Here is a 24,332-nt window from a genome sequence, read left to right as displayed (position 1 = left end):
TTCGGAACCGTTCCTGATCTGGCCTGACCTGCCGCCTGACTTGGAGTGATGCTTGGCCAAAATCTCGTGTCAGGGGCGACGGCTACTGTGATCGGTATGGGAGCGGGGACGGTTTCAGACGTGATCACCGAGATTCATCGGTGGCGCAAGGCGCTGTCCGATCTGCCGCCAGCGAGCACGGAAGCCGAAGCGATCGACAGAATCACTGCCCTGGAAGAATTGACGTCAGTGAGTGCAGCTGCGCAGGCCAGAGAAACGTTGACCTTCGACATGCACCGTCGAAATCGCGAAGCCGAAGAAGGGGTGCCGAGTCGCAGCCAAGGCAAGGGCCTTGGTGCCGAGATCGGGCTGGCACGGAAGGTGTCTCGGGCCAGAGGGAACAGACTGCTCGGATTCTCTCGCTCGCTGCTGCTGGACCTGCCCAAGACCTATGCCTCGCTGAAGAGTGGAGACATCTCGGAGGAGAAGGCGCGAGTTGTTGCGAAGGAGACCGATTGGCTCCCGAAGGACAAACGGCACCAGGTCGATGACCAAATGGCCGATCGCCTCGCCGAGGTTGGCGTCGGTCGATTGGGCAATGAAGTTCGCGCTCTGGCTCAGCAGCTCGACCAGAAAGCCGCCGTCGACCATCTCGACAGGTGTGTGGAAGAACGTGGTGTCTCGGTGCGGCCAGCGCCTGGGAACATGGCGTACCTGACAGCGCTTCTACCTTTGTCACAGGCTGTGGCGGCATATACCAACCTGTCGAAGTCGGCACAGTCGATCGTCGGGGTAGGACAGTCCGAAGGGCGAACTCAAGGACAGGTCATGGCCGATCTCTTAATTGAGAGAACCACGGGCCAAGACAGTGCTGAGGCCATCCCGACCGAAGTCCACGTAGTGATGAATGAAACCAGCCTCTTCGACACAGGCGAAACGTCAGCATGGTTTCCAGGTTTCGGCCCAATCCCAGCAAAGACGGCACGTGATTTCATCGCAGACAACGAAGCCTCAGTCTTCATCCGCCGCTTGTACACACGTCCATCCGACGGACAGCTGGTCCGAATGGACTCGAAGCGACGTGAATTTTCCGGACTGCTTCGCCGTATGGTGATGATCCGCGACGACGTCTGCCGATCGCCCTGGTGCGATGCCCAGATCAAACACGCAGATCATTCGCAGGCATTTGCCGCCGGCGGTGAGACCAACTGGGACAATGCTTCGGGGCTCTGCGCCGCCTGCAACTTCCTCAAAGAAGTTCCCGGCTGGCGCCATGAGGCCACGGCAGAAGAACTGGTCGTACGAACACCTACGGGGCACCGATATCGGATCGGCACCAGACCGATCGGGACACCGGTGGCCAATTCCCGTGAACGGCCTCGATCCAATCACCCCGATGAGCAGGTGTCGGATGCAGGAGGCGAAGAGTCGCCGGCTCCAGCACGCGAAGAGGCTCCGAATGCAGCAAGTGTCGAGGCACCAGGTGCGCTTAGTGATCCCGACCTGTTTTATGTGAGACTTCGACCGCTTCGAAAAATCGAGGCACCGAAGTTGGAAGGAATACATTCTTCCCTCAAAATAGACGTGTGGGAAAGCTATATTGAACCGCCGAGTCCAGTGGAACTGAACCTAGAGAAACAACTGGCTGAATTCGCCTCCGTGGGGTGATGTCCTCAACCAGACTTGTGAACCAGATGCCGGAATCAGACATCTGCTCCAGGCGTCAGGTCTCGGCGTATGTTTCTCAGCCCACTGACGAGAATTTTCTCTGAGTTCAACTGCTCGACTGCTGTTGTCGTTAAGGTGGAAGCATGGTTGAACGTGCCGAGTGTGAAGGACTTGGAACGTCATCTGCAGAGTTCGACGTTGAACTGATGTGGGGCGTACCGGGCGGTCTCGGCCCGAGTTGGGCACCGATGAGTTCAACAGCGGGACTCCCGCGAGTCCTCCCTTCGCCAGCCGAAGTCGAAGAGCTCTATGCAACGGCAGCAGCCGAGCCGCCATTACTCGAAGATCCGAAACATGCAGCGTTGTTCGGGAGCCTCTACGATCTCTCGGTCCGAAACGGTCAGGTACTCGTCGCAGCAGCGCGTTCCGGCGGACGTCTGAGGTCAATCGCCTACGGCCATTACTGGTCCTGGATTGAACAGGACTACGACTGGGCGCACGAACTCCGTGCCACTCTCGGGGACGCCGCTGCAACGATCGAATGGTCGTTCGCGCTCAACCTGTTGGCACGTGACCCTCATTTGCATCAGTCCGGACTCGGCCGGGCCACTCTGCAGACGTGGTTGACCGGCATCAGCGGATACGGCTGCTGGCTGCAGACCACCGACATCGACACTCCAGCACGTCGGCTCTATGAACGCCTCGGCTTCTTCGCCCTCGGCCATGGGCCCCAGGCGCCTAACGGACAACCGGGACTGGTCATGTTCCGACCACCTGCATGAGTCGTGCAGTCCTCGAGCGGTGCTGACCTTGAATCGTGCATCCTCCGGCGATCATTAGGATGGTGGCATGCGCAAAGAAGCTCCGGCAGACAACCAGAAGACCGATCCCTCCAGCGGCGCCACCAAGTCGCGGCACGCTGCCCCCATGCCACACGACGAGAACCTGTGGCTGGAAGATATCCACGGTGATGATCAGATCGCGTGGGTCAAGGACCAGAACGCGAAGACCATCGCACGGTTCCAGGACGACCTGTTTGACTCCATCGCCGGTGATATCCGGACCGCACTGGACTCCGAGGGAAAGATCCCGATGGTGGCTAAACGCGGCGATCACTACTTCAACTTCTGGCGTGACTCCACGAATCCGAAAGGCATGTGGAGGCGAACCACCTGGGACAGCTACGTTTCCGATTCCCCGGAATGGGAGGTCCTCATCGACCTCGACGCCCTCGCCGCTGCAGAGGAGACACCGTGGGTGTGGGCCGGAGCTTCGGTGCGTCGCTCAGACAACGCCCGCGCCCTCGTCTCCCTGTCACCGGATGGTGGAGATGCCCACCGGGTGCGCGAATTCGATCTGGAGACCCAAACCTTCGTCGACGGTGGCTTCGACCTGCCCTCGGCGAAGACTCGCTTCGCTTGGCTCGATGACGACACGATCATCGTCGCGACCGACACAGGCGAGGACTCTCTGACCACCTCGTCCTATCCGCGCCAGGCACGAGTTCTCACACGCGGACAGGCTATCGCCGATGCTCCGATCGTCGCCGAAGTTCCCCGCGACCATGTCGCCATCTTCGTGGGCAGCGATGTGGACGCCGCAGACCCCGAGTCAACCGACAGAGCGTTTGCCATCGACGCCATCGACTTCTTCAACACGCAACTCAGCTTCATCGACCTCGACGACGTCAAGGACGAATCCGAGGCAGTGCCCACCGACGCCTCGGCGTGGGAGAAGGCCTGGATCGTCGTCGATGTGCCGACCGACGTCGAAGTCGGATTCGAACGGGACATCGTGCTCTTTCGACCCCAATCCGAGTGGAGGCACGAAGACTTTTCGGTTCCGGCCGGTGGCCTGGCCGTGGCCGGCATCGCCGAGGTGAAGGCCGGGACGATTGCACCGACCGTCATCTTCACCCCAGATGAGCACACCGCCCTGCAATCGTGGACCTGGACACGGGACTACTTGATCCTCGAGCTGCTGGCCGATGTGCAGTCACAATTGGTGGTCCTGATTCCGAACGACAACTTCTCCTCATTTTCTCTGCCTGGGGTCCCCGCCAATCACATGGTCGGGCTCGGAGCCGTCGACAAGCACGATGACGCGACCGCTAATGACTATTGGCTGGTCAGCACGGGATTTCTGACTCCCTCGACCCTGTCGTACGGGAGCCTGGAGCCCTCGAACAGCAGTGCAGAATCCAGCACTGCTGGCAGTCCCAGCACCGTTGGAGACTCCAGCGCGCCCGTCGTCATCAAGTCGGCACCGGCACTCTTCCCAAGCGAGGGATTCTCCGTCGAGCAGCACTTCGCCACGAGCGAGGACGGAACGAAGATCCCCTACTTCCAGATCGCCGATAGCGCGTTGGCCCTCGATGGGAGCAACCCGACCCTCCTGGATGGGTACGGCGGATTCGAAGTCAGCCGGACACCGGTGTATTCCCCAGTGATGGGCATCGGATGGCTGGGCCGCACGACGACGGGGGCCTCAAACGATCCTGCCAACCCACAGCCCACCGCTGCAGCCGAGACCCCGATTCCTGCAGGACGTCGCGGGGTGTATGTCCTTGCCAACATCCGCGGGGGTGGAGAATACGGGCCACGGTGGCACACCTCGGCGATGCGAGAGAACCGGATGCGCGCCTATGAGGACTACGCAGCTGTTGCCCGAGACCTCATCGAACGCGGGGTCACATCCGCGCGCAGCCTGGCATGCGCAGGTGGCTCCAACGGTGGGCTGCTGGTGGGAAACATGCTCACACAGCATCCCGAACTCTTCGGTGCGATCTCGTGCGGAGTCCCACTTCTGGACATGCGCCGCTACACCAAACTCAGCGCCGGCTATTCGTGGAAGGCAGAGTACGGTGACCCCGATGTGGCTGAGGACTGGGCGTTCATCCAGAGGTTTTCGCCCTATCATCTGCTCGAAGATGGCACCGACTATCCGCCCGTGCTGTTCTGGACGGCGACCTCCGATGACCGGGTCGGTCCGGTGCAGGCACGCAAGATGGCTGCTCGGATGCAGAATCGTGGGATTGACGACGTCTGGTTCTTCGAAGACACGGAAGGCGGACACTCGGCAGCGTCGGACAACAAGCAGGCGGCTTTCACCCGCGCACTGAGCTACCGATTCCTGTGGACCTCGCTGACCGGGGAGTGAGCTGACCAGGAAGCGAACCGTCCGGGGAGTGAGCAAACTCATAGCTTCTGAGTGGAGCCTGGGCGTAGCGTTGGGAGCATGACGAACGACATGCACGAATCCCAGCGCTTTCACGCCGAGTACAAGGTCATCGGCGGAAAACTCGTGGTCGCCGATGTGGAGACCGATGGAAAGATCATCACCGAGGTCAAGATCTCCGGCGACTTCTTCCTCGAGCCCGAAGAAGCCTACTTCGACCTTGCACCGGCGCTTGTGGGTGCCAGCGTCACCGCGGACAACGCGAATCTGCGCCAGCGTCTCGACGCAGCCCTTGCCGGGTACGGTTCGGAGTTGGCGATGCATGGATTCTCCACCTCGGACATCGCCACAGTCGTCCGACGTGCTCTGGGGTCGGCTGCGAACTTCACCGACTTCGACTGGCAGGTCATTCGCGGCGAGGTTCTGCCCACGCAGGTCAACGTCGCTCTCGATCAGGTGCTGCTGGAAGAGGTGGCGGCGGGGCGTCGGAAACCTACCCTGCGGTTCTGGGAGTGGGACGATACCGCCACGGTCATCGGAGCTTTCCAGTCCTATGTCAATGAACTTCGCCCAGAAGGCGTTGAGAAGTACGGTGTGCAGGTCGTGCGCCGCATCTCCGGCGGGGGAGCGATGTTCATGGAAGGCGGGAACTGCATCACCTATTCGATGTTCGTTCCACCTGCATTGGTCGCTGGCCTCGACTACGAGGAGTCCTACGTCTTCCTCGACCAGTGGGTGCTGGCAGCGTTGAAGAGCCTCGGCGTCGAAGCCTTCTACAAGCCGATCAACGACATCTCCTCAACCGGCGGCAAGATCGGTGGTGCGGCCCAAAAGAGAATGCGCGACGGCACACTGCTCCACCACGCGACTATGAGCTACGACATCGACGCCGACAAGATGGTGGAAGTTCTGCGCATCGGCGAAGCGAAGATCTCCGACAAGGGAGTATCAAGCGCCAAGAAGCGCGTCGATCCGCTGCGCAGCCAGACCGGTGAGGCCCGCAAGGACATCATCGACGTCATGGCCGATACATTCGCCGACCGCTACGGAGCACACTTCGACGCATTCACCGACGACGAGCTGGAGAAGGCTCACGCTCTCGTCGCAGAGAAGTTCGGGACCGAGAAATGGACGCACCGAGTGCCGTGAGCCAGTCGCCGCGTGAGCACAGCCCAGCGGGTGAGCAAAGCCCAGGGTGGGAATCCCACCCTCGAACGCTGACTGAAGCGTCGGAACAGTCCACGATCGTTGCTCTCGGCGGTGGCGGCTTCTCAATGCCAGAGTCAGGGCAGTCAGCGATCGATGACTACCTGCTCGAGCGCGCATCCCTGGTGCGAGAGGCACGCGAGACAGACATGTGCAGTACAGACACACGTGACACAGACACACGTGGCACCGGAGCACACCATCACCGAGGTGGTGGTGGCGCTTCGCTGCTTCCTCGCGTGTGCTTCGTCCCGACCGCATCGGGGGACAACCCCGACTACGTTCAACGCTTCGAAACAGCCTTCGCCGGCCGGGCCGAGACGTCTGTGCTCTCGTTGTTCGGCCAGAGTCCCTGGGACTACGAGGACCCAACGACGCTGCTGGATGTGGACCTCATCTACGTCGGCGGCGGATCCACCGCCAACCTGCTGAGCCTGTGGCGTCGCCACGGCGTAGACGACATCATGGCAGAAGCCGCGGCGGGTGGCACGATCCTGGCCGGCATCAGTGCCGGTGCAAACTGCTGGTTCGAGGCCTCCTCGACAGATTCCTTCGGCCCATTAGCCCCGCTCACCGACGGTCTTGGCTTCATTTCGGGAAGCGTCTGCCCCCACTATCACGGTGAACCTGGCCGGGCCGAGACCTTCCGAAAATGGATCGGGACCGGCCAACTGCCGGGTCCCGGACTTGCCATCGATGACCATGCCGCGGTCGTCTTCGAAAACCTCGTGGCCACCTCGGTGATGGTGGAATCAGCGGAGGCAAACGCCTACACCGTCGACTCTCGAAGCGACACACGCCTCGAACTCTGAGGATCAATCTGCCCGGATCATTCGGCGTCCGCCGCAAGCAGCAGACGCCGCTGCAAACAATAGTGGCGGATCATCGACCATCGTTGGGCCTCGTGTCTGTAGGATTGGGAATCAATCAAGCCATACCCTGCACAAGGAGAGCCATGCGCCAGGTCGAACCGTCCGTAGAACTGCTCGCAAAACCCAGCATCGACTGGGAATCGATGAGGACATACCTCGACGAGGTGGGCGGAACTAGCTGGGCGGAACGTGTCGAAGACGCCGATTCTCCCGACGCCGAGGATATCGTCGAGTTCTCCGGACGCATGTGCTACCGCTCGTGGGAGCCGGGACTGAACCCGAACGTGTCCCGCGTGCGCACCGACTCGGCACAGTACCTGGGCAACGTCATCGCCTCCCAGCACGGGTCGGTCCTCGAACACGCGAACTTCACCTTCGTGCTGCACAATGTGTCCCGAGTGCTCACCCACGAACTCATCCGCCACCGCGCGGGATCGGCGTTCTCGCAGGAATCCCTGCGCTACGTGCGCCTGGCCGACATTCCGTTCTGGTTCCCCGAATGGGCACGCGAAGACTCGGAGCTCATGGAACGCTCTCTCAAGGTCCTCGACACCCTCGAAGAACACCAGAAATGGATGGCAGAGCACTTCGAACTCGACGAAGCCAGCACCAAGTTCTCCCATAAGAAGCACATGACCTCGTTCATGCGCCGCTTCGCACCCGAGGGGCTGGCCACCGGCATCGTCTACACCGCAAACCTGCGCTCCCTGCGTCACGTCATCGAGATGCGCACCGCCAAGGGTGCCGAGGAAGAGATTCGTCTCGTGTTCAACAAGATCGGTGAGGCCATGCTCCAAGAGGCCCCAGCGGTCTTCTCCGACTATGAAGTGGTCGACGGGGAATGGATCCCCGGGACCCGGAAGGCATGACATGGCTGATATCTACAACGCTGAACTGAAACCAGGAAAACTCGACGTCATCTCTGCATGGCTGAGCCAGCAGTCGTGGGCAGCCGGGGCCGATGTGGCCCCGGAGTCGCTGGAATCGATCAGCTCCTACCGGTTTGATGATCCAGCCGGTGAAGTGGGCGCCGAGATTCATATCGTCGCCGCCGGTGATCGCGTCTTCCAGGTGCCGCTGACCTATCGCGGTGCGGAGCTGGCTGGTGCCGACAAACACCTGATCTCGACCATGGAGCATTCCGTTCTCGGCAAGCGCTGGGTCTACGCCGGCATGGGCGACCCGCACTTCAGACAGCGTCTCGACCATGCGATCGCCACTGCTGGAACGTCGGCCAAACAATACAAAGTCGACGATGAGGGCAACCGCGGTGAAGAGATCACCGACGTGGCTCATGCCTGGGGCACAGGACCGTTGGCCGGTGCCGAAGACGTTCAGATGCTGTATGAACTCAACCTCGACTCTCCCGCTGAAGGTTCCGATGCGGGACTCCTCCTGGGCCGCTGGTCGGGCCAGGAAGCTGCGGTCGTCCTCGCCGTGATGGTGTGATGAGCCGATGAGTCATGATTGCCTGTTCTGCTCGATCATTGCAGGTGACGTCCCGAGTGCGAAGGTCGCTGAGACTCAGTCGACCTTCGCATTCATGGACATTCAGCCGGGCTCCGACGGGCATCTGCTCGTCGTCCCGAAGAGTCACAGCACCGACCTGCGCGACATCCCATCCGCCGACCTCGCCGAGGTGGCTATCGAGTCACAGCGCATCGCCAAGCAGGTCTTCGATGCCTGGGATGCCGACGGGGTCAACCTGCTCAACTGCTGTGGTGAAGATGCCTGGCAGACGGTCTTCCATTTCCACATGCATGTCATCCCGCGTTACCGCGACAAGGGCAAGGACCGGCTCAGACTGCCGTTCGAACCCGGTGTTCTTGGCGAGGCTGAATTGATTGAGGGCCTGGCTGGGACGATGCGCTCGGCACTGCAGGAGAGCTGACACAGAGGCACGAGCCCGAGTTCAGGTGTTCATTGGTTCAGGCCTGAATTCACCGGCTCAGGTCGATGATCGTCATTCCCGATCCTGTGTTCGACTCCAGCGCCTCCATTGCGGCAGGAGCCTCTGCAAGGCCGATGACATTGGTGACCAGGTCCTGCGGTCGCAGTTTGCCCTCGATGACGAGATCGAGCATCTCCGGGTATTCTGCAGCGGCCATCCCATGGGAACCGAGGACGCTGAGCTCGAGACCGATGACACGTCCCAGATCGACGACCGGTGGCGTGGCCAGCAGACCGATCTGCACATGGCGTCCCAAGGGCGCCAGCGAAGCGATCCCGGCAGCGATCGTGTCCTCTCGACCCAGGGCATCCACGCTCACGGCCACACCGTCGGGGCACTCATCCGAGAACTGTGCGACCACCTCGGCGGACAGGGTCTCGGGACTCTTGCCAGAGGCGTTGATCGTGTGCACGGCACCGTGCTCTCGGGCTCGATCGAGGGCAGCATCGCTGACGTCGATCGCAATGACCTGAGCGCCGATGGCGCGCGCGATCATGATGGCAGACAGGCCGACTCCGCCGCAGCCGAAGACGGCGACGGTCTCACCCGCGTGCAGCTTCGCCCGCACCCGCAGTCCGTGGAAGGCGGTGGCGAACCGGCAGCCGAGCCCCACCGTCGCCGAGGCAGGAAGATCGTCGGGGACCGCAATGAGGTTGGCATCGGCGTTGTGGATGACCACCTCATCGGCCCAAGATCCGAAGTGGGTGAACCCGGGTTGGGTCTGGTCCGGGCAGACCTGCGCACTGCCGCTCACACACCACCGGCAGCGACTGCAGCCGCACACGAATGGCACGGTCACACGCTGACCAATACGGAAATCCGTGACCTCGGGCCCCGCCAAGGCGATGCGACCAACCAGCTCATGTCCGGGAACATGGGGCAGGGTGATCGTCGAGTCGTGGCCTGACCAGGCGTGATGGTCGCTGCGACAGACTCCGGTGGCTTCGACGTCGATGACGACGCCGGAGGCGGGAACGGAGGGTGACTCGATGTCTCTCAGCTGAGGGAGGACAGAGAACTCTTCATAGACGATTGCGCGCACACGCTGATCCTATGCAGGCCGGTCCCGGTATCACAGTCTGGTCCGCACTGTGTGCACTCGGATGGTCCCAGCACGAACATGGTCCCAGTGTGAACATAGGTCCGCCGTTCGGATGAGCCCTACTTGGCGTGAACTCCGACGCAGGCCAGAGCATCGAGCAGCCTCTGCCGCAGAGCCTGTGCCCGTGCGGAGAAGACTCGTTGGCGGTCCATGTATTCTGCCTTGCCCGCGGCGGTTTCGATGGCGACGACACCGTAGCCCCAGTCACGCAGATCGTAGGGGGAGGCCTCCATATCGAGGGTGCGGATGTCCAATGTCAGGTCGAAGCAGTCGACGACGAGGTCAGAGGGTGCGATAGGTCCGATCTTCATCGCCCACTTGTACAGGTCCATTCCCGCGTGCAGACAGCCCGGCTGTTCATTGGCGACCATGGACTCGCGTGTGGGCTGAAGCGTGTTGCGGGGCCGAGCGGGTTCGGTGAAGAAGCGGAACGCGTCGTGGTGCGAGCACTGGATCCGGTGGCTTTCGACGACGGCGTCGGTGGCCGCAGGACTCAAGCGCAGAGGCACCTGCTGGTGGCGACGCTGCTCCTCGGTGAGCTTGTAGACCATCGCCCATTCGTGGATGCCGAAGCACCCGAAGTTTGCTTCCCGGCGCAGGGTCGATTGCAGCAGTGAGGCGATGAACTTCGCCCCATCGCCACGGTCGTCCAACCAGGACTCGACATCCACCTCGGCGATGGTGCCGGCGTGACTTCTCGTGTACCAGCGCCGGTCGAAATAGGTCTGGTCTGCTTCATCAGCCAATTCGAGCTGCACGCCGGGGCCAGGATTCCACTTGGCCAACTGACCCGCTTTGAATGGATAGTAGGTGAACAGGAAATCTTCTACCGGGTGCTTCTCGCCCTTGAGACGGCGGGCAATGTGAGCATCGGTGCGCTCCGCGATCTTCGTAGCGTGGTCATCCCGCAGCGCCCGCCACCTTGGTGCGCTCATCGCAGCACCGGCAGCAGCACAAGCAGCACTGAGAGAGTCGGTGCTGTCGGCAGTCGGGGAGGCAGTAGACGTCACCGCTTCATTGTCCCAGACTGCTTGGTCCCGCGCATCGGGGGAGCCGTGAGCGGATCCTCGGGCCAGGAATGCTTCGGATACCGGCCGCGGTTCTCGGCTCTGACGTGGGAGTACGCATTGGCCCAGAAGGAAGCGAGGTCGCTGGTGACCGCCAGCGGTCGGCGAGCGGGGGACAGGAGGTGGATGACCACAGGGACCCGGCCTTCACATACGCTCGGTGCCCTCTGCCATCCGAAGCACTCCTGGAGTTTGACGGCGAGAACGGGCCCCGGTTCGGACTCGGCATCCGAATCCATGAGGTCGGGATCGGGGTAGTCGAGGCGAATGCGTGAACCGCTGGGCACCTCGATACTCACCGGCACCAGCTCCTCGAGGCGTGCTGCCTGCGGCCAGGGCAGAAGCGTTCGCAGCGCAGAGACCAGATCGACCCTGCTCGGATCCGCCCCACGTGCGATCCGATCCAGAGCGGCCGGGCACCACTCGGTCAGCGTCTGCGACAGCCGTGACCAGCGCACATCCGGCCACGGGGCACCATAGACGGCGTGCAGCAGCCCCAGCCGGGAACGCAGCTCCTCGAACGCTTCGCTGGGTCGCAGAATCTCCCGAGCGCCAAGCTCACGCACCGACCGTGCGATCGCGAAACGGGCCAGATCTGTACTCGCCTTGATCGGTGTGGCAGTGAGTTCGATGCCGCCGAGGCAGGTCCGGCGCACCGCACGCACCTTCCCCTGCTCGAAGGTCGCCGTCTCATCTGTCGCCAGCAGCCCGGCACCTGCAAGTTCAGCGGTGTCCTCATCGATGACAGCAGCGGCCCTGATCACAGCGCGCCCACCCGAGAGGCCGACATCGGAGATCGCCAACCAGGGACTGCCCTGCAAAGACGAGTTCCGGGGCAGGGACGCGGCGGTTCCCGAGGCCAGCAGGTATTCCGACGCTGAGGAACTGCGCAGCCGTGCGATCTGGAGGGGGTGGGCGAGTGCAACCACGAGCCCCAGGTCATCGGGGCGCAGGGAACCACCCCGACCCGCACCTCGCCCCGTGCCTCGATCCTCACCCTGGCTTGTGGGTTCGGCGGCGAGTGAATCATGTGTGGTGGAGCTCTGAGGGCCTGAGAATTCCGCGGCCAGTCCGGCGAAGCGTTTCACATCTTGGGTGAAACGACGGTCCTTGCTTCTCCGCAGCTCGCGCAGGGTGGCCACGAGATCGGCGCCCGGGGCACGCTGCTCGGACTCGATGACGGCGATCGCCTCGGCCGCAGCCCCAGGTGACAGCATGGCGGCTCCATCGAAGAGACCGCGAGCCGACCACACTGAGGCTGGAATCCGGGCGATGGCCCGCCCCAGCTCGGTCACGGTCGTTGAGGCAGTCTCGTATGACCCTTCCTCAGCACTCGCCCCGTCCTCGGACTCGGTGAGCTCGAGCGCGCCTAACGCCACGAGATTCTCGACGGCCAGGCGGTGTGGGCCCTCGGGCATCGGCTCCGGCAGCAGCGCAGTGTTACCACCCCACACGGCGACGGTCAGGACCGCCGAGGTGAGATCTGAGGTCGCAATCTCCGCAGGCGTATGCTCGGGCAGGCTCGCCCAATCCGATTCGGAGAGGCACCGATAGGCCGTGCCCGGGCCCAGCCGCGAGGCACGACCGGCACGCTGTGTCCCAGAGGCCTTCGACTCACGGGTCGTGACCAGGCCCGACATGCCACGGCGAGTGTCCAACCGTGGACCCCTGGCCAGTCCCGAGTCGATGACGATGCTCACCCCGGGAACCGTCAGGGCCGACTCCGCGACCGAGGTCGACACGATCACGCGACGCTGACCAACCTCGGCGGGATGAGGTCGCAGAATTGCGTCCTGGTCCTTGGCCGGAGTGCGTCCGAGCAGGGTGTGAACCTCGGTCCCGGAACCAGCAGGAAGGGATCGAGTAATTCGGGCGGCGATCTCCTCGACTTCACGGGCGCCGGGAGCGAAGACGAGCACGTCCCCGTCCGTGTGCGTCGACAATGCTTCGATGCTCGTGCGGGCCACGTGATCGAGGAAGTCCCAGGTCACCCCGCGTGCATCTAAGGGTCGTTGCTTCGCCGGGGCCCACCTGACGTCGAGGGAGTGGATTTTCGCAGCAACCGAGAGCAGTGCGGCAGGTTCGTCGCCACCATCAGTAGAGACTCCGTCTGCACCGTCTCCGGAGCCCAAGCGGCGCGCCCACATCTGGGCGTCAAGGGTTGCCGACATCACGACGAGGCCGAGGTCCTCACGCAGATCGATGAGTTCGCGGCACAGGGCGAAGGTCAGATCGGTGTCGAGCTGCCGTTCGTGGACCTCATCGAGGATGACCGCTGAGACACCTGCCAGCTCGGGATCACGCAGCAGCCGGTTCAGCAGCACTCCCGTGGTCATGAACTCGATCCTCGTGCGCGCCGAGGTCCGTGACTCGCCGCGGACTGTGAAGCCGATGTCCTCGCCGAGGCGGGTCCGGGTCAGCGTCGCCAGCCGCCTGGCCGCTGCCCGAGCCGCCATGCGCCGCGGCTGGGTGACGATGATTCGCCCCTGGGCGGGCGGAGAATCAGCAGAATGTCCGAACTGCGACTCATCCCGGTTCCCAGACACGGTCCCGGTCAGGTGTTCGGCCAGGCGTCCGGCCAGATGTTCGGCAATGAGCGGCGGCACCAGGGTGGTCTTGCCGGTTCCGGGCGGGGCCTCGACGACGAGGCGCGGAAACCTGCCGACGAGGGTGTTCGCCAGCTGGTCGATGAGCGCGGCGGCGGGCAGTCCCACGGCAATGGTCTGCAGATCGAACGGACGAGAATCGGGCATGCCTCAAGTGTCTCAGCCCGAGCGCAGAAAGCCCGTGTGTCAGCGGCCCAGCCGACTGACTAGACTGGGGCACATGCGTATTGCCAGATTTGTGCACCAGGATGAACCCAAATACGGAGTCGTCGAAGGCGACGTGCCGCAGATTGAGGACGGCACGTGGGACACGTCCGGCCTCAGCCTCGCCGTTCTCGACCAGGACCCGTTCTTCGCTCCGGCCCAGTCAACGGGCGAAAGGCTGAAATTCGACGACGTTCGTCTCGTCAGCCCGATCCTGCCGCGGTCGAAGGTCATCGGCGTCGGACGCAACTTCGCCGACCACGCCGCCGAGCTCGGCAATGAGGTGCCCGTCAGCCCGCTGACCTTCTTCAAGCCCAACACCTCGGTGATCGGGCCCGGCGATCCGATCCGTCTTCCCGCCATCAGCGAATATGTATCCTATGAGGCCGAACTGGCCGTCATCATCGGCCGCGTCGCCAAGGGTGTGAAGGCCGAGAACGCCTTCGACCATGTCCTCGGCTACACCAGCGGCAACGACGTGACCATGCGCGACATTCAGAAGTCTGACAATCAGTGGTCACGGGCGAAGGGCTTCGACACCTCCTGCCCGCTGGGTCCCTGGATCGAAACGGAACTCGACGTCGATAATCTCGGCATCCGCTCATGGGTCGATGGGGAGCTGAAGCAGGACGGCAACACCGCAGACTTCATCTTCGACATCCCGACGCTCATCGAGCACCTGTCGGAGACCATCACACTGCTGCCCGGTGACGTCATCCTCACCGGCACTCCCGCCGGCGTGGGCCAGATCGTGTCCGGCAACCGGGTCGACATCGCCATCGACGGACTCGGAGTCCTCACCAATATGGTCATGGACGCCTGAGACCAGCACCGCGCACGACCAGCACCGCGTCACACCGCTACACAACTCGCAGCACTCAAGACTCGCAGCCAAGAGACCGAAGGATCATAGTGAGCGTCAAAGTTCGTTTCTGCCCATCACCCACCGGCACCCCGCACGTCGGCATGGTCCGCACCGCCCTGTTCAACTGGGCGTATGCAAAGCACACCGGCGGAAAATTCGTGTTCCGCATCGAGGACACCGACGCCGCCCGTGACACCGAGGAGAGCTTCGGCCAGGTCCTCGAGGCCATGAAGTGGCTCGGCCTCGAATGGGACGAAGGCATCGACGTGGGCGGACCCGACGGACCCTACCGCCAGTCCCAGCGCGGCGACATCTACGCGGGCGTGATCGAGAAGCTCAAGGCCGCCGGACACATCTACGAGTCCTATTCGACCAACGAAGAGGTAGAGGCCAGGCACAAGGCAGCGGGTCGTGACCCCAAACTCGGCTACGACGGCTATGACCGTGACCTCACCGCCGAGCAGATTGCTGGTTTCAAGGCCGAGGGACGCGAACCCGTCTGGCGTGTGCGCATGCCCGCCGATGACGTTAAGTTCACCGACCTGGTCCGCGGAGAGATCACCTTCCGCGCCGGCACCATCCCCGACTACGTCGTCGTCCGTGCCAACGGGCAGCCGCTCTACACCCTGGTCAACCCCGTCGACGATGCTCTCATGGGCATCACCCATGTGCTGCGTGGCGAGGATCTGCTGTCCTCGACCCCGCGTCAGGTTGTGCTCTACGAGGCGCTCAAGGACATCGGAGTCGCAGCAGCGACTCCCGAGTTCGGTCACCTGCCCTACGTGATGGGAGATGGCAACAAGAAGCTGTCCAAGCGTGATCCGGAATCCAACCTGTTCCTCCACCGCGACAACGGCTTCATCCCCGAAGGCATCATCAACTACCTGGCTCTGCTCGGCTGGTCGATCGGACCCGACGAAGACGTGTTCAGCGTGAAGGAGTTCGTCGATGCCTTCGACATCCATGATGTCCTGCCCAACCCCGCCCGCTTCGATGTGAAGAAGGCGACATCGATCAACGCCGACCACATCCGGCTCCTCGATGTCAGCGACTTCCGTGACCGTCTGGTGCCCTATCTCCAGGCCGGCGAGGTGCTCCCGGAGAAGCCATCGGAGGCTCAGCTGGAGATCCTTGACCAGGCGGCTCCGCTCGTGCAGACGAGGATGAACCTCCTCGGCGAGGCTCCCGACCTGTTGGCGTTCCTGTTCACCCCCGATGCCGAACTGACCATGACTGAGGACGGGCTGAAGACCCTGAAGGATTCGGCCCCCGAGGTGCTCGCCGCTTCGATGGAGGTTCTCGAAGGAGTCGAAGACTGGACGACGGACACGCTGCACGAAACGCTGCAGGCCAAACTGGTCACCGAGATGGAGATCAAGCCTCGACTGGCCTTCGGTCCACTGCGCGTGGCCGTGTCCGGCCGCAAGGTCTCCCCACCACTGTTTGAGTCGATGGAGATCCTCGGCAAAGACTCGTCGCTGACCCGTCTGCGGGCTCTGGCAGCCCAGCTGTGACGATGCTCAACCAGCAGACTTGGACGCGTCGGGGACTGCATCTGCGCGATGTGACCTTCGAAGCCCCGTTCGACCACTTCGGTGGTGGAGCGGGGCTGTCCGCAGCGACACCGGGGACCATCGAGGTCTTCGCTCGAATCACCGCGACAGAGGCCGACAGCACCAAGCCCTACCTCGTGTTCCTCCAGGGCGGGCCGGGTGTCGAAGCGCCCCGACCCACCACTCCCGTTGGCCAGTCCACTTGGCTGGCACGTGCACTCGAAGAGTTCCAGGTCGTCATGCTCGACCAGCGGGGCACCGGGAAATCGAGTCCCATCGGTTCCGTTGACGGACGCATCACCGGCCTCGAGGGAGTCGGCGAAGACGCCGCCGATATTGCAGCGGCGCTGAGTCACTACCGTGCCGATTCGATTGTTGCGGACGCTGAGATCCTGCGCCAGGGGCTGGGTGTCGAATCCTGGTCGCTGCTAGGACAGTCGTTCGGCGGCTTCACCGCCCTGCGGTACGTTTCGGCGCACTCGGGGTCGCTCAACGAGGTCTACTTCACCGGGGGACTGCCCGCGATCGGAATGGATCCCGCCGCCGTGTACGCCACCACGTGGGAGGGCATGAAGCGGAAGTCGGAGCAGTTCTACCAGGCGTTTCCCCGTGACCGTGAGAAGCTGGCCCGTCTCATCGATCTCGCCGAGGCGGAGGGCGGTATCGCACTGCCCGGTGGGGCACGGGCGACGACGGAACGCATCCGTCTCCTCGGGCACTTCCTCGGAGCCTCCGACGGGCCCGAGAAACTGCACTATCTGCTGGACCAGGACCCTGCCTCGGCGGCCTTCCGGCATGATCTGGCTGCTGCACTGCCGTTCTCGGGACGAAACCCGCTCTACGCGGTAGTTCACGAATCCTGCTGGGCCGACGGCGGCATCACCGACTGGGCGGCTCGGCGGGCTATGCCTGCCGATGTCAAGGCCGATCCGACCCTGTTGGCGGGGGAACATGCCGGACCGGAGTCACTGAACGAGGATCCGGAGCTTGCACCCTTCGCCGAGGTGGCACAGTTCGTGGCACGCCACGATTGGCCCCGGCTCTACGACGTTGACGCACTGCAGGCCTCACAGGTGCGTGGTGCGGCAGCGGTGTACTTTGAGGACGCCTACGTCCCTGTGGACTACTCGCTGGCGACGGCGGACCTCCTTGCTGGTGTGAAGCCGTGGGTGACGAATGAGTACGAGCACAACGGCCTGCGCGCCGACGGATACCGGGTGCTTGACCGTCTCATCTCCCTGGCGCGGGACTGAGCCTGGTCCTGCAGGAAATGAACTTGGTCGTGCGGGAACAAATCCTGAAGCGCATGCGTCAAATCGTTCGCGCAGGAGTCAATGTTAAGAAGGTCACACCGAAAAAGGGCTTCACGGATTTGGAGCTTGGCGGGGGATTTGTGTAGAGTTGTATCTCGTTGCTCAGGGAAATTCCTTAGGGAATGAGCCTGAATAACATTGGGGTATGGTGTAATTGGCAGCACGAGTGTTTCTGGTACATTTAGTCTAGGTTCAAGTCCTGGTACCCCAGCGAACAGCTTAGGAGTATGACTCTGAGCTGTTTATTGGCCCCCGTCGTCTAGTGGCCTAGGACGCTGCCCTCTCAAGGCGGAAACGGCAGTTCGAACCTGCTCGGGGGTACGGTTGAGTCCCGCATCGAGGAATCGGTGTGGGGCTCGCTCTAATTCACGGCCGTTTTCCGGGTTATAGGCCAGATTGTGTGTACAGCATAGGGACTTTGCCCAGTAGGCAGTAGGCCAAGACGGGGCTGAACATGGTCTGGAAGCATGTTCAGTGTCCAATCCCAGGAATCATCCCCGCTGTGGTGTATGTGCGAACAAGCTCGTTAAGAACGGCAAGACCACTGCTGGACGGACCAGGTGGCGGTGCAAGCACTGCGGCGCCTCGACGTCTCAAACCCGGGCTGATGTCACTAGAAGAGCCGAGTTCGCCAGCTTCATGGCCTGGCTGACGAGTACCCGTGACAGGGGCGACTTCGCCACCAGCACACGCACCTTCGCCAGGCGCACACAGTGGTGTTGGAACGTGGCCCCCACCCTGTCGCGAACAGGCGAGATCCATGACCAAATCATGCTCGATGGCACCTACTTCAACGGATGGTGCGTCCTCATTGCCCACACCGGCACACACGTCATCGATTGGCAGTGGTGTGACCAGGAAAAGACCGCATCATGGACGGCGCTCATCGAACGGATCCCGGCCCCCGTCGTCGCCGTCGTTGACGGCAACGGGCCCCTGATAACGACGATCAGGAGGCTGTGGCCATCGACGCGTATCCAGCGCTGTTACTTCCATATCCGCCAGGGCGGAAACAGGCACCTCACACGGCGACCGAATCTGCCTGCGAACAAGGAACTTCTCGCGATCTACACGATGCTCACTAAGGTCAAGACTCACGATCAGGCTGCCGCGTGGATGGGTGAGTTCGCAGCATGGGAAGCGCGGTGGCAGACCTTCCTCAAACACCGTACTCGTGCCCACGCCGGCACGCCTCGACCCTCGCACGTCAGACCGGGCCAGACCTGGTGGTACACACACACCTACGGACCAGGCGGGCGTGGAGACTCCTGGCCGGACTCGTCCGTGACGAGCAACTCTTCGTTTGGCTGGACCTGGCGGAAGAAGGAATCACGGTCGCGAGGCCGACCAACCCTTTAGAGGGCGGGCCGAACAGAGCTATCAAGGAGTTCCTGCGACTCCACAGGGGCCTCCCGGCCGATCATGCCAGGCGGGGAGTCGACTGGCTGCTGTATCTGCAGACAGAAGCTGCGAGGGATCCGTGGGACTTTGTCACGTCGGCTGCGTGGACCAGGAAACCTACTCGAAAAGTCACGAGACCAGATGCCGGCCGCCCGGAGACAACGTCTTTGTACGGGACCTCGTTCAGCGTCGAAGACGGTAACGGTATCCAGAAAGGTTGGGGCGGACGATCACGGTGAAACCATCAGGATTAGCCTGCCGAACACGCCCTACCCATACACACATTTTGGCCTATAACCCCGTTTTCCGTACATACATTCCGGGTTATATAGCCCGGGTAATAACCTGCAGCTCGCTCTGGGTCTCAGAGCTCGACTTCAAAGCCGATCCCTGGGACTCAGAGCGAATACCGAAGCTGTTCAGCGTCCGATGGAGTCCGCGATCTTCTTCGTGTTCTCTGCAGTCTTTACGTTAGCCACGATGAGTTCGAGGGCCAGACGGACGAAGATCACCCACAGCGCCGGAACGACCCAGCCGAAGATGATAGCCAGAAGCAGTGGCCACGGGCTGAAGCTCGGCCCGCTGCTCATATAGCTGGTGGCGGCTCCTGCTGCTGCGCCGGTGATGAGTCCACCGATGATGGACGCCAGCCAGGACAGCGCAGCCACAACGATGGCGATGATGTAGATGAATCCCGCCCAGCGAACGGCAATGAAGCTATCGAAGCGGAAGTCGAAGAGCGACTTGAAGAAGCCGCTGTTGCCGCCGGCATTGTGCTGTGCTGCCGGCGGTGGAAAACCACCCGCTGGAGCATGCTGTGAACCGGCGTAATTGGTCTGGTTGTGCGCTGCGTAGTCAGCGCCCTGATAATACTGGTCCTGCTGGGCTGGCTGCCCATACTGGCCGTACTGAGCCTGCGGATTGTACTGACCACCTTGACTGCCCTGACCGTATTGCTCCGGAGGGCTGTACTGACCCCCTTGGCCGAACTGGTCCGGCTGGCCGAACTGATTCTGCTGATCGAACTGATTCTGCTGGCCGCCGTATTGACCGGCCTGACTGAACTGCGAGCCTTGGCCATACTGGGCAGTGCCAGCATGTGACTGTGTGGCATCGGACTGTCCGTCGACGGCTGGTTCGCCGACGGTTGGTTCGCCGACGGACGGTTCGTTGACGGACGTTTCGTCGACAGGGTGTTCACCAGCAGCTGGATCCTGCGGCTGACTGAACTCCGGGCTGGCCTGGCCGGTGTCCGGGCGGGTCTGATCGCTCGGGATGTTCTGATTGTTCTCTGCATCCGAACCGGAGTACGGGTTCTGTGGTGTTGACATAATCTTCCTTCGCACGGGTTGAAGTCGATAGATGCAACTTATCAGGGCAAGATCACTTTGCGCTCAGAACTCTTAACGCAGGCTGATGCTCCATTCCACTCGGAGCTCACCCTGTGGTTCGATGACATCGTGGTCGACTCCAGCGGCAAAGGCATTGGGCGGACAGGTCATGGGTTCGATGGCAATGGCGCTGCGGCGCAGCGCCGGGTCGAGTTCGTCGCCGGTGCAGACCTGCCAGGCTCGAAAGCTCTCATCCATGCCGACGACGACGGTTCGGTCATCGGCTCCTCTGAGTCGCGCATATGACCATCCGTCGGCTGCGCGGCGCGGTGCACCGAACGCATCGTCGAGGACGCTGTCCCGGATGACACGCAACGCCCGGAAGTCCTTGCAGACGATGCACGAGGCCTCATCGGGTTCATGGTCGGTGGGGATGAACGACCTCGAGTTGAACGTCCCGGAGTTGAAGGGCCGTTCCTCGATCGGGATGAGTCGGTCATCGACAGCGAACCAGGTCTGTGCCGGAGTGAGCAGCTGAGCCTCGTTGACCGTGGCGGCACCGGGGTGGATCCAAGGATGGAACCCGAAGGCGAACGGTGCGGACTGCGTTCCTGAATTGCTGGCATGAGCGACGATTGCGACCGCGTCCTCGCTAAGCGTATACGTCACAGTCAGGGTGAGCTCGAAGGGGTAGCCGGGACTGGGCTCGATCGTGGTTCTCAGAGCCACCGAAGTCTCGTCACGGTCCGCCACGTCCCAGACCGTGTTCGCCACCAGTCCGTGGAGCGCGGTTCGGCGGGAGGGTTCTGTGATCGGCAGCTGGTGACTGCGTCCCCTGAAATCGTAGCGGCCATCGGCGATGCGATTGGGCCAGGGGGCGAGCACGGCCCCGTCGAAGGCGTTCATGCCGAGGACCACGGGACGATCGCCGACGGTGTATTCGAGAAGTGCTGCCCCGGTTTGGGAGATGACCGCGGAGTCCTCGCCGAGAGCGAGTTCGATGAAGGCGGCCATGCGACTCCTTCGTGTTAGGTGGACAAAAGTTCCTCTGCACCGGAATTCTACGCGAGATCTGGGATCTCCCCCGGGCGAGTGTTAGCATTATGATCGAAAATGATCACTTTTGGGAGGTCTGATGGGTCTGAGCTGCTTTTCTCAATCCCGCCGTCGAGTTGTTGAGTCCGTGGGCGTCCGTTGAGCACACGGATCCGTAGGGACGAGCTCGCCGACGGCAGAGAGATCCTGTTCTTCCAGGACGCCGATTCGCTGTCGGCGCCGATTGTCGAGGACCACCGCCCCGCCGAGCCTCGTCCCACAGGCGGACAGCTGCGCTTCGATCTGCTCACAGGCCAATGGGTGGCTGTTGCCACGCATCGCCAGTCGCGAACGCATCTCCCCGTCGCCGCAGAATGCCCGCTCTGCCCATCCTCGCCCGGACGACCTACCGAGATCCCCGCCGCCGACTACGAAGTCGTGGTCTTCGAGAATCGGTTCCCTTCGCTGGGATCTGAACTTGGTGCGGTGAGTGCTGATCCGAGTCAGGATTTCGCCGAGGCGGCCTCAGGAGCCGACGCAGCCTCCGAACCCTGGGCGGATTCAGCGTCCGCATTGACCGCTCCAGCCTATGGTCGCTGTGAAGTCGTCGTTTTCTCTTCCGAGCACAACGGATCGTTCGCCGACCTTGACCCGGCCCGTGCACGCACGGTCATCGACGCCTGGGCGAACCGGACGAGCGAGCTTTCCACCCAAGAAGGAATCGAGCAGGTCTTCGTGTTCGAGAATCGCGGTGAGGAGATCGGCGTGACGATGAATCACCCCCACGGTCAGATCTATGCTTATCCGTTTGTCACTCCGCACACCGTTCTCACCTCTGCCCGAGCGGTGCAGCATCACCGCGAGACTGGCCGGCCGCTGATGGGCGACATCCTCGCCTTCGAACGCTGCTCGGGTGAGCGGATGGTTCTCGAATCCGCATACTTCTCTGCCTTCGTGCCCTACGCGGCTCGATGGCCGGTCGAAGTCCACATCGTTCCGCATCGGCAGGTGCTGAGCATCGACGAACTCGACGAGGCCGAACGCGACGACCTCGCTCGCATCTATCCCGAGGTGCTGGGAAGGATCGACGGGCTCTATCCGACGCCCACTCCTTATATCGCAGCGTGGCACCAGGCACCGGTCAACTGTGAGGATCGCGGCGCAGAGTGGATGCATCTGGAGATCACGAGCCCCAGGCGGGCAGAGAACAAGTTGAAGTTCCTCGCCGGGTCCGAAGCGGCTATGGGGGCCTTCGTCGGCGACGTCTCCGCCGAAGAGACTGCGGCGCGGCTGCGTGCCGCGATACCTGACCAGCGGCAACGTACCGCGACTCCTGCACACGAGGACGGTCGCCGATGAGCACGGCCACGGCTCCGACGGAAACACACTTGCGCAGCGAGTTCGAAGCACTCTTCGGCTATTCGCCGCTCGGCTGCTTTCGTGCTCCCGGACGCGTCAATCTCATCGGGGAACACACCGATTACAACAACGGGTTCGTCCTGCCTATCGCCATTGACAGAGCCGTATACGTGGCCATCGGACGGCGATCTCAGACGCACTACAGCAGCCACGATGCTGGTAGCGCGACACCGCCTCGGTGCGAAGAGAGCATCCGGATCGTCTCCGATCATCGGGATGAGCGAGGCGAGCGACTCACGGGCCAGTTCGCCGCCGAGGAGCTCGTTCCCGGAACTCTGCGTGGGTGGCTCAGCCATCCGGCGGGAGTCGTCGACGAGATCGCCAAGACGACGGGCACGACAGTTGGCGGCATCGACCTCTACATCGAATCGACAGTCCCGGTGGGGGCCGGGCTGTCCTCCTCTCATGCGCTCGAGGTGGCGGTCCTCATTGCCCTCGACGACGTCTACGGTCTCGGCCTCGATGACCGGGAGAAGGTGCTGCTCACCCAGCGCGCCGAGAACGACTTCGTCGGCGCTCCCACCGGAATCGTCGACCAAGCGGCCTCCGTGATGACCGAGGCCGGACATGCGCTCTTCCTCGACTGTCGGGACCTGCGAACTCGACAGATCCCCTTTGATCTCGACGCCGAAGAGCTGCGGCTGCTTGTCATCGATACCCGGGTGTCCCACTCGCACAGCGAAAGCGGCTACGGTGACCGCCGGCATACGTGTGAGGAAGCCGCTGCGATCCTCGGTGCCGCGAGTCTGCGTGAACTCGACGAGGCGGTCGACCTCGCTCCGCTCACCGAGGAGCAGCGGCGGCGATTACGGCACGTCTTCAGTGAGAACGCCCGGGTTCTCGACACCGTTGAACTCTTAGAAGGGCACGGGGGAGAAGGCCGCAGCATCCGCGGAATCGGCGAACTCCTGCTTGCCTCCCACAACTCGCTCGCCCATGACTATGAGGTCTCGTGTACCGAACTCGATGTCGCCGTTGCGGCGGCCATGTCGGCCGGTGCGATCGGGGCACGAATGATCGGTGGCGGCTTCGGTGGATCTGCGATCGCTCTCGTCGACGTTGCAGGCGCCGACCAGATAGGTGAGACCGTCATGGCTGCGTTCGCCGAACACGGATATCGCGCACCCGATGTCTTCACCGTCAGCGCCGGAAAAGGCGCCCGCAGAATCGACTGATGCGGCCGGTGCCTACTTGCCGCTTTCTTGAGGCACCGCAGCCAATCTAGGCTCCACGGTCACACCACAGCGAAGTTGGGCACCGCAGCCCAGGCTCCACGGCCAAACTAGGCGACCGTGTCGCCGGTCCCGGCCGTGTCCTCAGCCGAGTCTGTGTCGATGATGCGAATCGGGCGCAGCTTGGCCCAGACGAGAAACAGCACTGCGGTGAGAACCAGGCCGATTCCCGTCCAGAGGTTCGCGTCGATTCCGCCTGTCCGTTCCGCTTCGTCTGGGGTGAAGCCGACGATGCCGACGATCGTGAGGATGACCCCGAAGATTCCCAGCAGCACGCCGATGAAGTTGCGGATGTCGAATGCACCAGCGGTCTTAGTCAGTTCGTTCGAATTGCTCACTAGTCTCACTTGT

General features: G+C 62.5%; 20 protein-coding genes and 2 tRNA genes. 16 read left to right on the top strand and 6 right to left on the bottom strand.

The window, feature by feature from the left end; all coding sequences use genetic code 11:
* The first annotated feature begins 48 nt into the window (after positions 1–48).
* From INT40_RS08980 to INT40_RS08945, 8 genes are all read left to right on the top strand, one after another.
* On the top strand, positions 49–1,647 hold the full coding sequence (locus tag INT40_RS08980) for an HNH endonuclease (protein ID WP_319021966.1): 1,599 nt from the start codon (positions 49–51) through the stop codon (positions 1,645–1,647).
* Positions 1,648–1,790: 143 nt separating this feature from the next.
* Positions 1,791–2,429, top strand: coding sequence for a GNAT family N-acetyltransferase (locus INT40_RS08975; protein ID WP_193095938.1), 639 nt, complete (start codon positions 1,791–1,793; stop codon positions 2,427–2,429).
* A 67-nt stretch (positions 2,430–2,496) separates the two neighbouring features.
* A complete protein-coding gene (locus INT40_RS08970) occupies positions 2,497–4,806 on the top strand; it encodes a prolyl oligopeptidase family serine peptidase (RefSeq protein WP_193095937.1) in 2,310 nt (769 codons plus the stop codon).
* Between the two features lie 78 nt (positions 4,807–4,884).
* Positions 4,885–5,973 carry a biotin/lipoate A/B protein ligase family protein gene (locus INT40_RS08965; RefSeq protein WP_101574269.1) on the top strand — a complete coding sequence of 363 codons (1,089 nt, stop codon included), beginning with the start codon at positions 4,885–4,887 and terminating at the stop codon, positions 5,971–5,973.
* Complete coding sequence (locus INT40_RS08960; RefSeq protein ID WP_226830989.1) at positions 5,952–6,842, top strand: peptidase E; 891 nt, start codon at positions 5,952–5,954, stop codon at positions 6,840–6,842. Before INT40_RS08965 ends, INT40_RS08960 begins: the two co-directional genes overlap by 22 nt.
* Positions 6,843–6,985: 143 nt before the next feature.
* A complete protein-coding gene (thyX, locus tag INT40_RS08955) occupies positions 6,986–7,771 on the top strand; it encodes an FAD-dependent thymidylate synthase (protein WP_101574270.1) in 786 nt (261 codons plus the stop codon).
* Position 7,772: 1 nt separating this feature from the next.
* Complete coding sequence (locus INT40_RS08950) at positions 7,773–8,351, top strand: maltokinase N-terminal cap-like domain-containing protein (RefSeq protein WP_101574271.1); 579 nt, start codon at positions 7,773–7,775, stop codon at positions 8,349–8,351.
* Between the two features lie 7 nt (positions 8,352–8,358).
* A complete protein-coding gene (locus tag INT40_RS08945; protein WP_101574272.1) occupies positions 8,359–8,793 on the top strand; it encodes an HIT family protein in 435 nt (144 codons plus the stop codon).
* Positions 8,794–8,842: 49 nt separating this feature from the next.
* On the opposite strand, the gene INT40_RS08940 is transcribed toward INT40_RS08945, so the two are convergent.
* The 3 genes from INT40_RS08940 to INT40_RS08930 form a co-directional block, all read right to left on the bottom strand.
* Complete coding sequence (locus INT40_RS08940; protein ID WP_101574273.1) at positions 8,843–9,895, bottom strand: zinc-binding dehydrogenase; 1,053 nt, start codon at positions 9,893–9,895, stop codon at positions 8,843–8,845.
* A gap of 119 nt (positions 9,896–10,014) precedes the next feature.
* Positions 10,015–10,965 carry a 3-methyladenine DNA glycosylase gene (locus INT40_RS08935; RefSeq protein ID WP_319021965.1) on the bottom strand — a complete coding sequence of 317 codons (951 nt, stop codon included), beginning with the start codon at positions 10,963–10,965 and terminating at the stop codon, positions 10,015–10,017.
* Positions 10,962–13,775, bottom strand: coding sequence for an ATP-dependent RNA helicase (locus INT40_RS08930; RefSeq protein ID WP_101574275.1), 2,814 nt, complete (start codon positions 13,773–13,775; stop codon positions 10,962–10,964). The genes INT40_RS08935 and INT40_RS08930 overlap by 4 nt, the downstream gene beginning before the upstream one ends.
* 73 nt (positions 13,776–13,848) lie before the next feature.
* On the opposite strand from INT40_RS08930, the gene INT40_RS08925 reads away from it, so the two are divergent.
* From INT40_RS08925 to INT40_RS08900, 6 genes are all read left to right on the top strand, one after another.
* Positions 13,849–14,655: a fumarylacetoacetate hydrolase family protein gene (locus INT40_RS08925; RefSeq protein WP_101574276.1), complete on the top strand. Its 807-nt coding sequence runs from the start codon at positions 13,849–13,851 to the stop codon at positions 14,653–14,655.
* A 143-nt stretch (positions 14,656–14,798) separates the two neighbouring features.
* Positions 14,799–16,211, top strand: a complete 1,413-nt coding sequence (gene gltX, locus INT40_RS08920; RefSeq protein ID WP_226831013.1) for a glutamate--tRNA ligase — start codon at positions 14,799–14,801, stop codon at positions 16,209–16,211.
* A 2-nt stretch (positions 16,212–16,213) separates the two neighbouring features.
* Positions 16,214–17,503 carry an alpha/beta fold hydrolase gene (locus INT40_RS08915; protein ID WP_101574278.1) on the top strand — a complete coding sequence of 430 codons (1,290 nt, stop codon included), beginning with the start codon at positions 16,214–16,216 and terminating at the stop codon, positions 17,501–17,503.
* Positions 17,504–17,702: 199 nt separating this feature from the next.
* Positions 17,703–17,774, top strand: a tRNA-Gln gene (locus tag INT40_RS08910).
* A 37-nt stretch (positions 17,775–17,811) separates the two neighbouring features.
* Positions 17,812–17,884, top strand: a tRNA-Glu gene (locus INT40_RS08905).
* Positions 17,885–18,202: 318 nt separating this feature from the next.
* Complete coding sequence (locus tag INT40_RS08900) at positions 18,203–18,922, top strand: hypothetical protein (RefSeq protein ID WP_101575106.1); 720 nt, start codon at positions 18,203–18,205, stop codon at positions 18,920–18,922.
* A gap of 461 nt (positions 18,923–19,383) precedes the next feature.
* On the opposite strand, the gene INT40_RS08895 is transcribed toward INT40_RS08900, so the two are convergent.
* The gene (locus tag INT40_RS08895) at positions 19,384–20,295 is read right to left on the bottom strand and encodes a DUF4282 domain-containing protein (protein WP_101571337.1); all 912 of its coding nucleotides are present in this window, start codon (positions 20,293–20,295) and stop codon (positions 19,384–19,386) included.
* A gap of 72 nt (positions 20,296–20,367) precedes the next feature.
* Positions 20,368–21,309, bottom strand: a complete 942-nt coding sequence (locus INT40_RS08890; RefSeq protein ID WP_101571335.1) for an aldose 1-epimerase family protein — start codon at positions 21,307–21,309, stop codon at positions 20,368–20,370.
* A 180-nt stretch (positions 21,310–21,489) separates the two neighbouring features.
* Here INT40_RS08890 and galT point away from each other — a divergent pair, with 180 nt between their 5' ends.
* Positions 21,490–22,689 (top strand): galactose-1-phosphate uridylyltransferase, encoded by a 1,200-nt coding sequence (gene galT, locus INT40_RS08885; protein ID WP_101571333.1) that lies wholly within the window; start codon positions 21,490–21,492, stop codon positions 22,687–22,689.
* Positions 22,686–23,924, top strand: coding sequence for a galactokinase (gene galK / locus INT40_RS08880; protein ID WP_101571331.1), 1,239 nt, complete (start codon positions 22,686–22,688; stop codon positions 23,922–23,924). The genes galT and galK overlap by 4 nt, the downstream gene beginning before the upstream one ends.
* 107 nt (positions 23,925–24,031) lie before the next feature.
* Here the strand turns inward: galK and INT40_RS08875 are convergent, their stop codons facing one another.
* Positions 24,032–24,319 carry a hypothetical protein gene (locus tag INT40_RS08875; RefSeq protein ID WP_180958943.1) on the bottom strand — a complete coding sequence of 96 codons (288 nt, stop codon included), beginning with the start codon at positions 24,317–24,319 and terminating at the stop codon, positions 24,032–24,034.
* Positions 24,320–24,332 lie beyond the last annotated feature (13 nt).

Origin of the sequence: Brevibacterium sp. FME17, assembly GCF_014897515.1 — a bacterium.
Taxonomy (GTDB): domain Bacteria; phylum Actinomycetota; class Actinomycetes; order Actinomycetales; family Brevibacteriaceae; genus Brevibacterium.
This window is presented reverse-complemented; position numbering and strand designations above follow the sequence as displayed.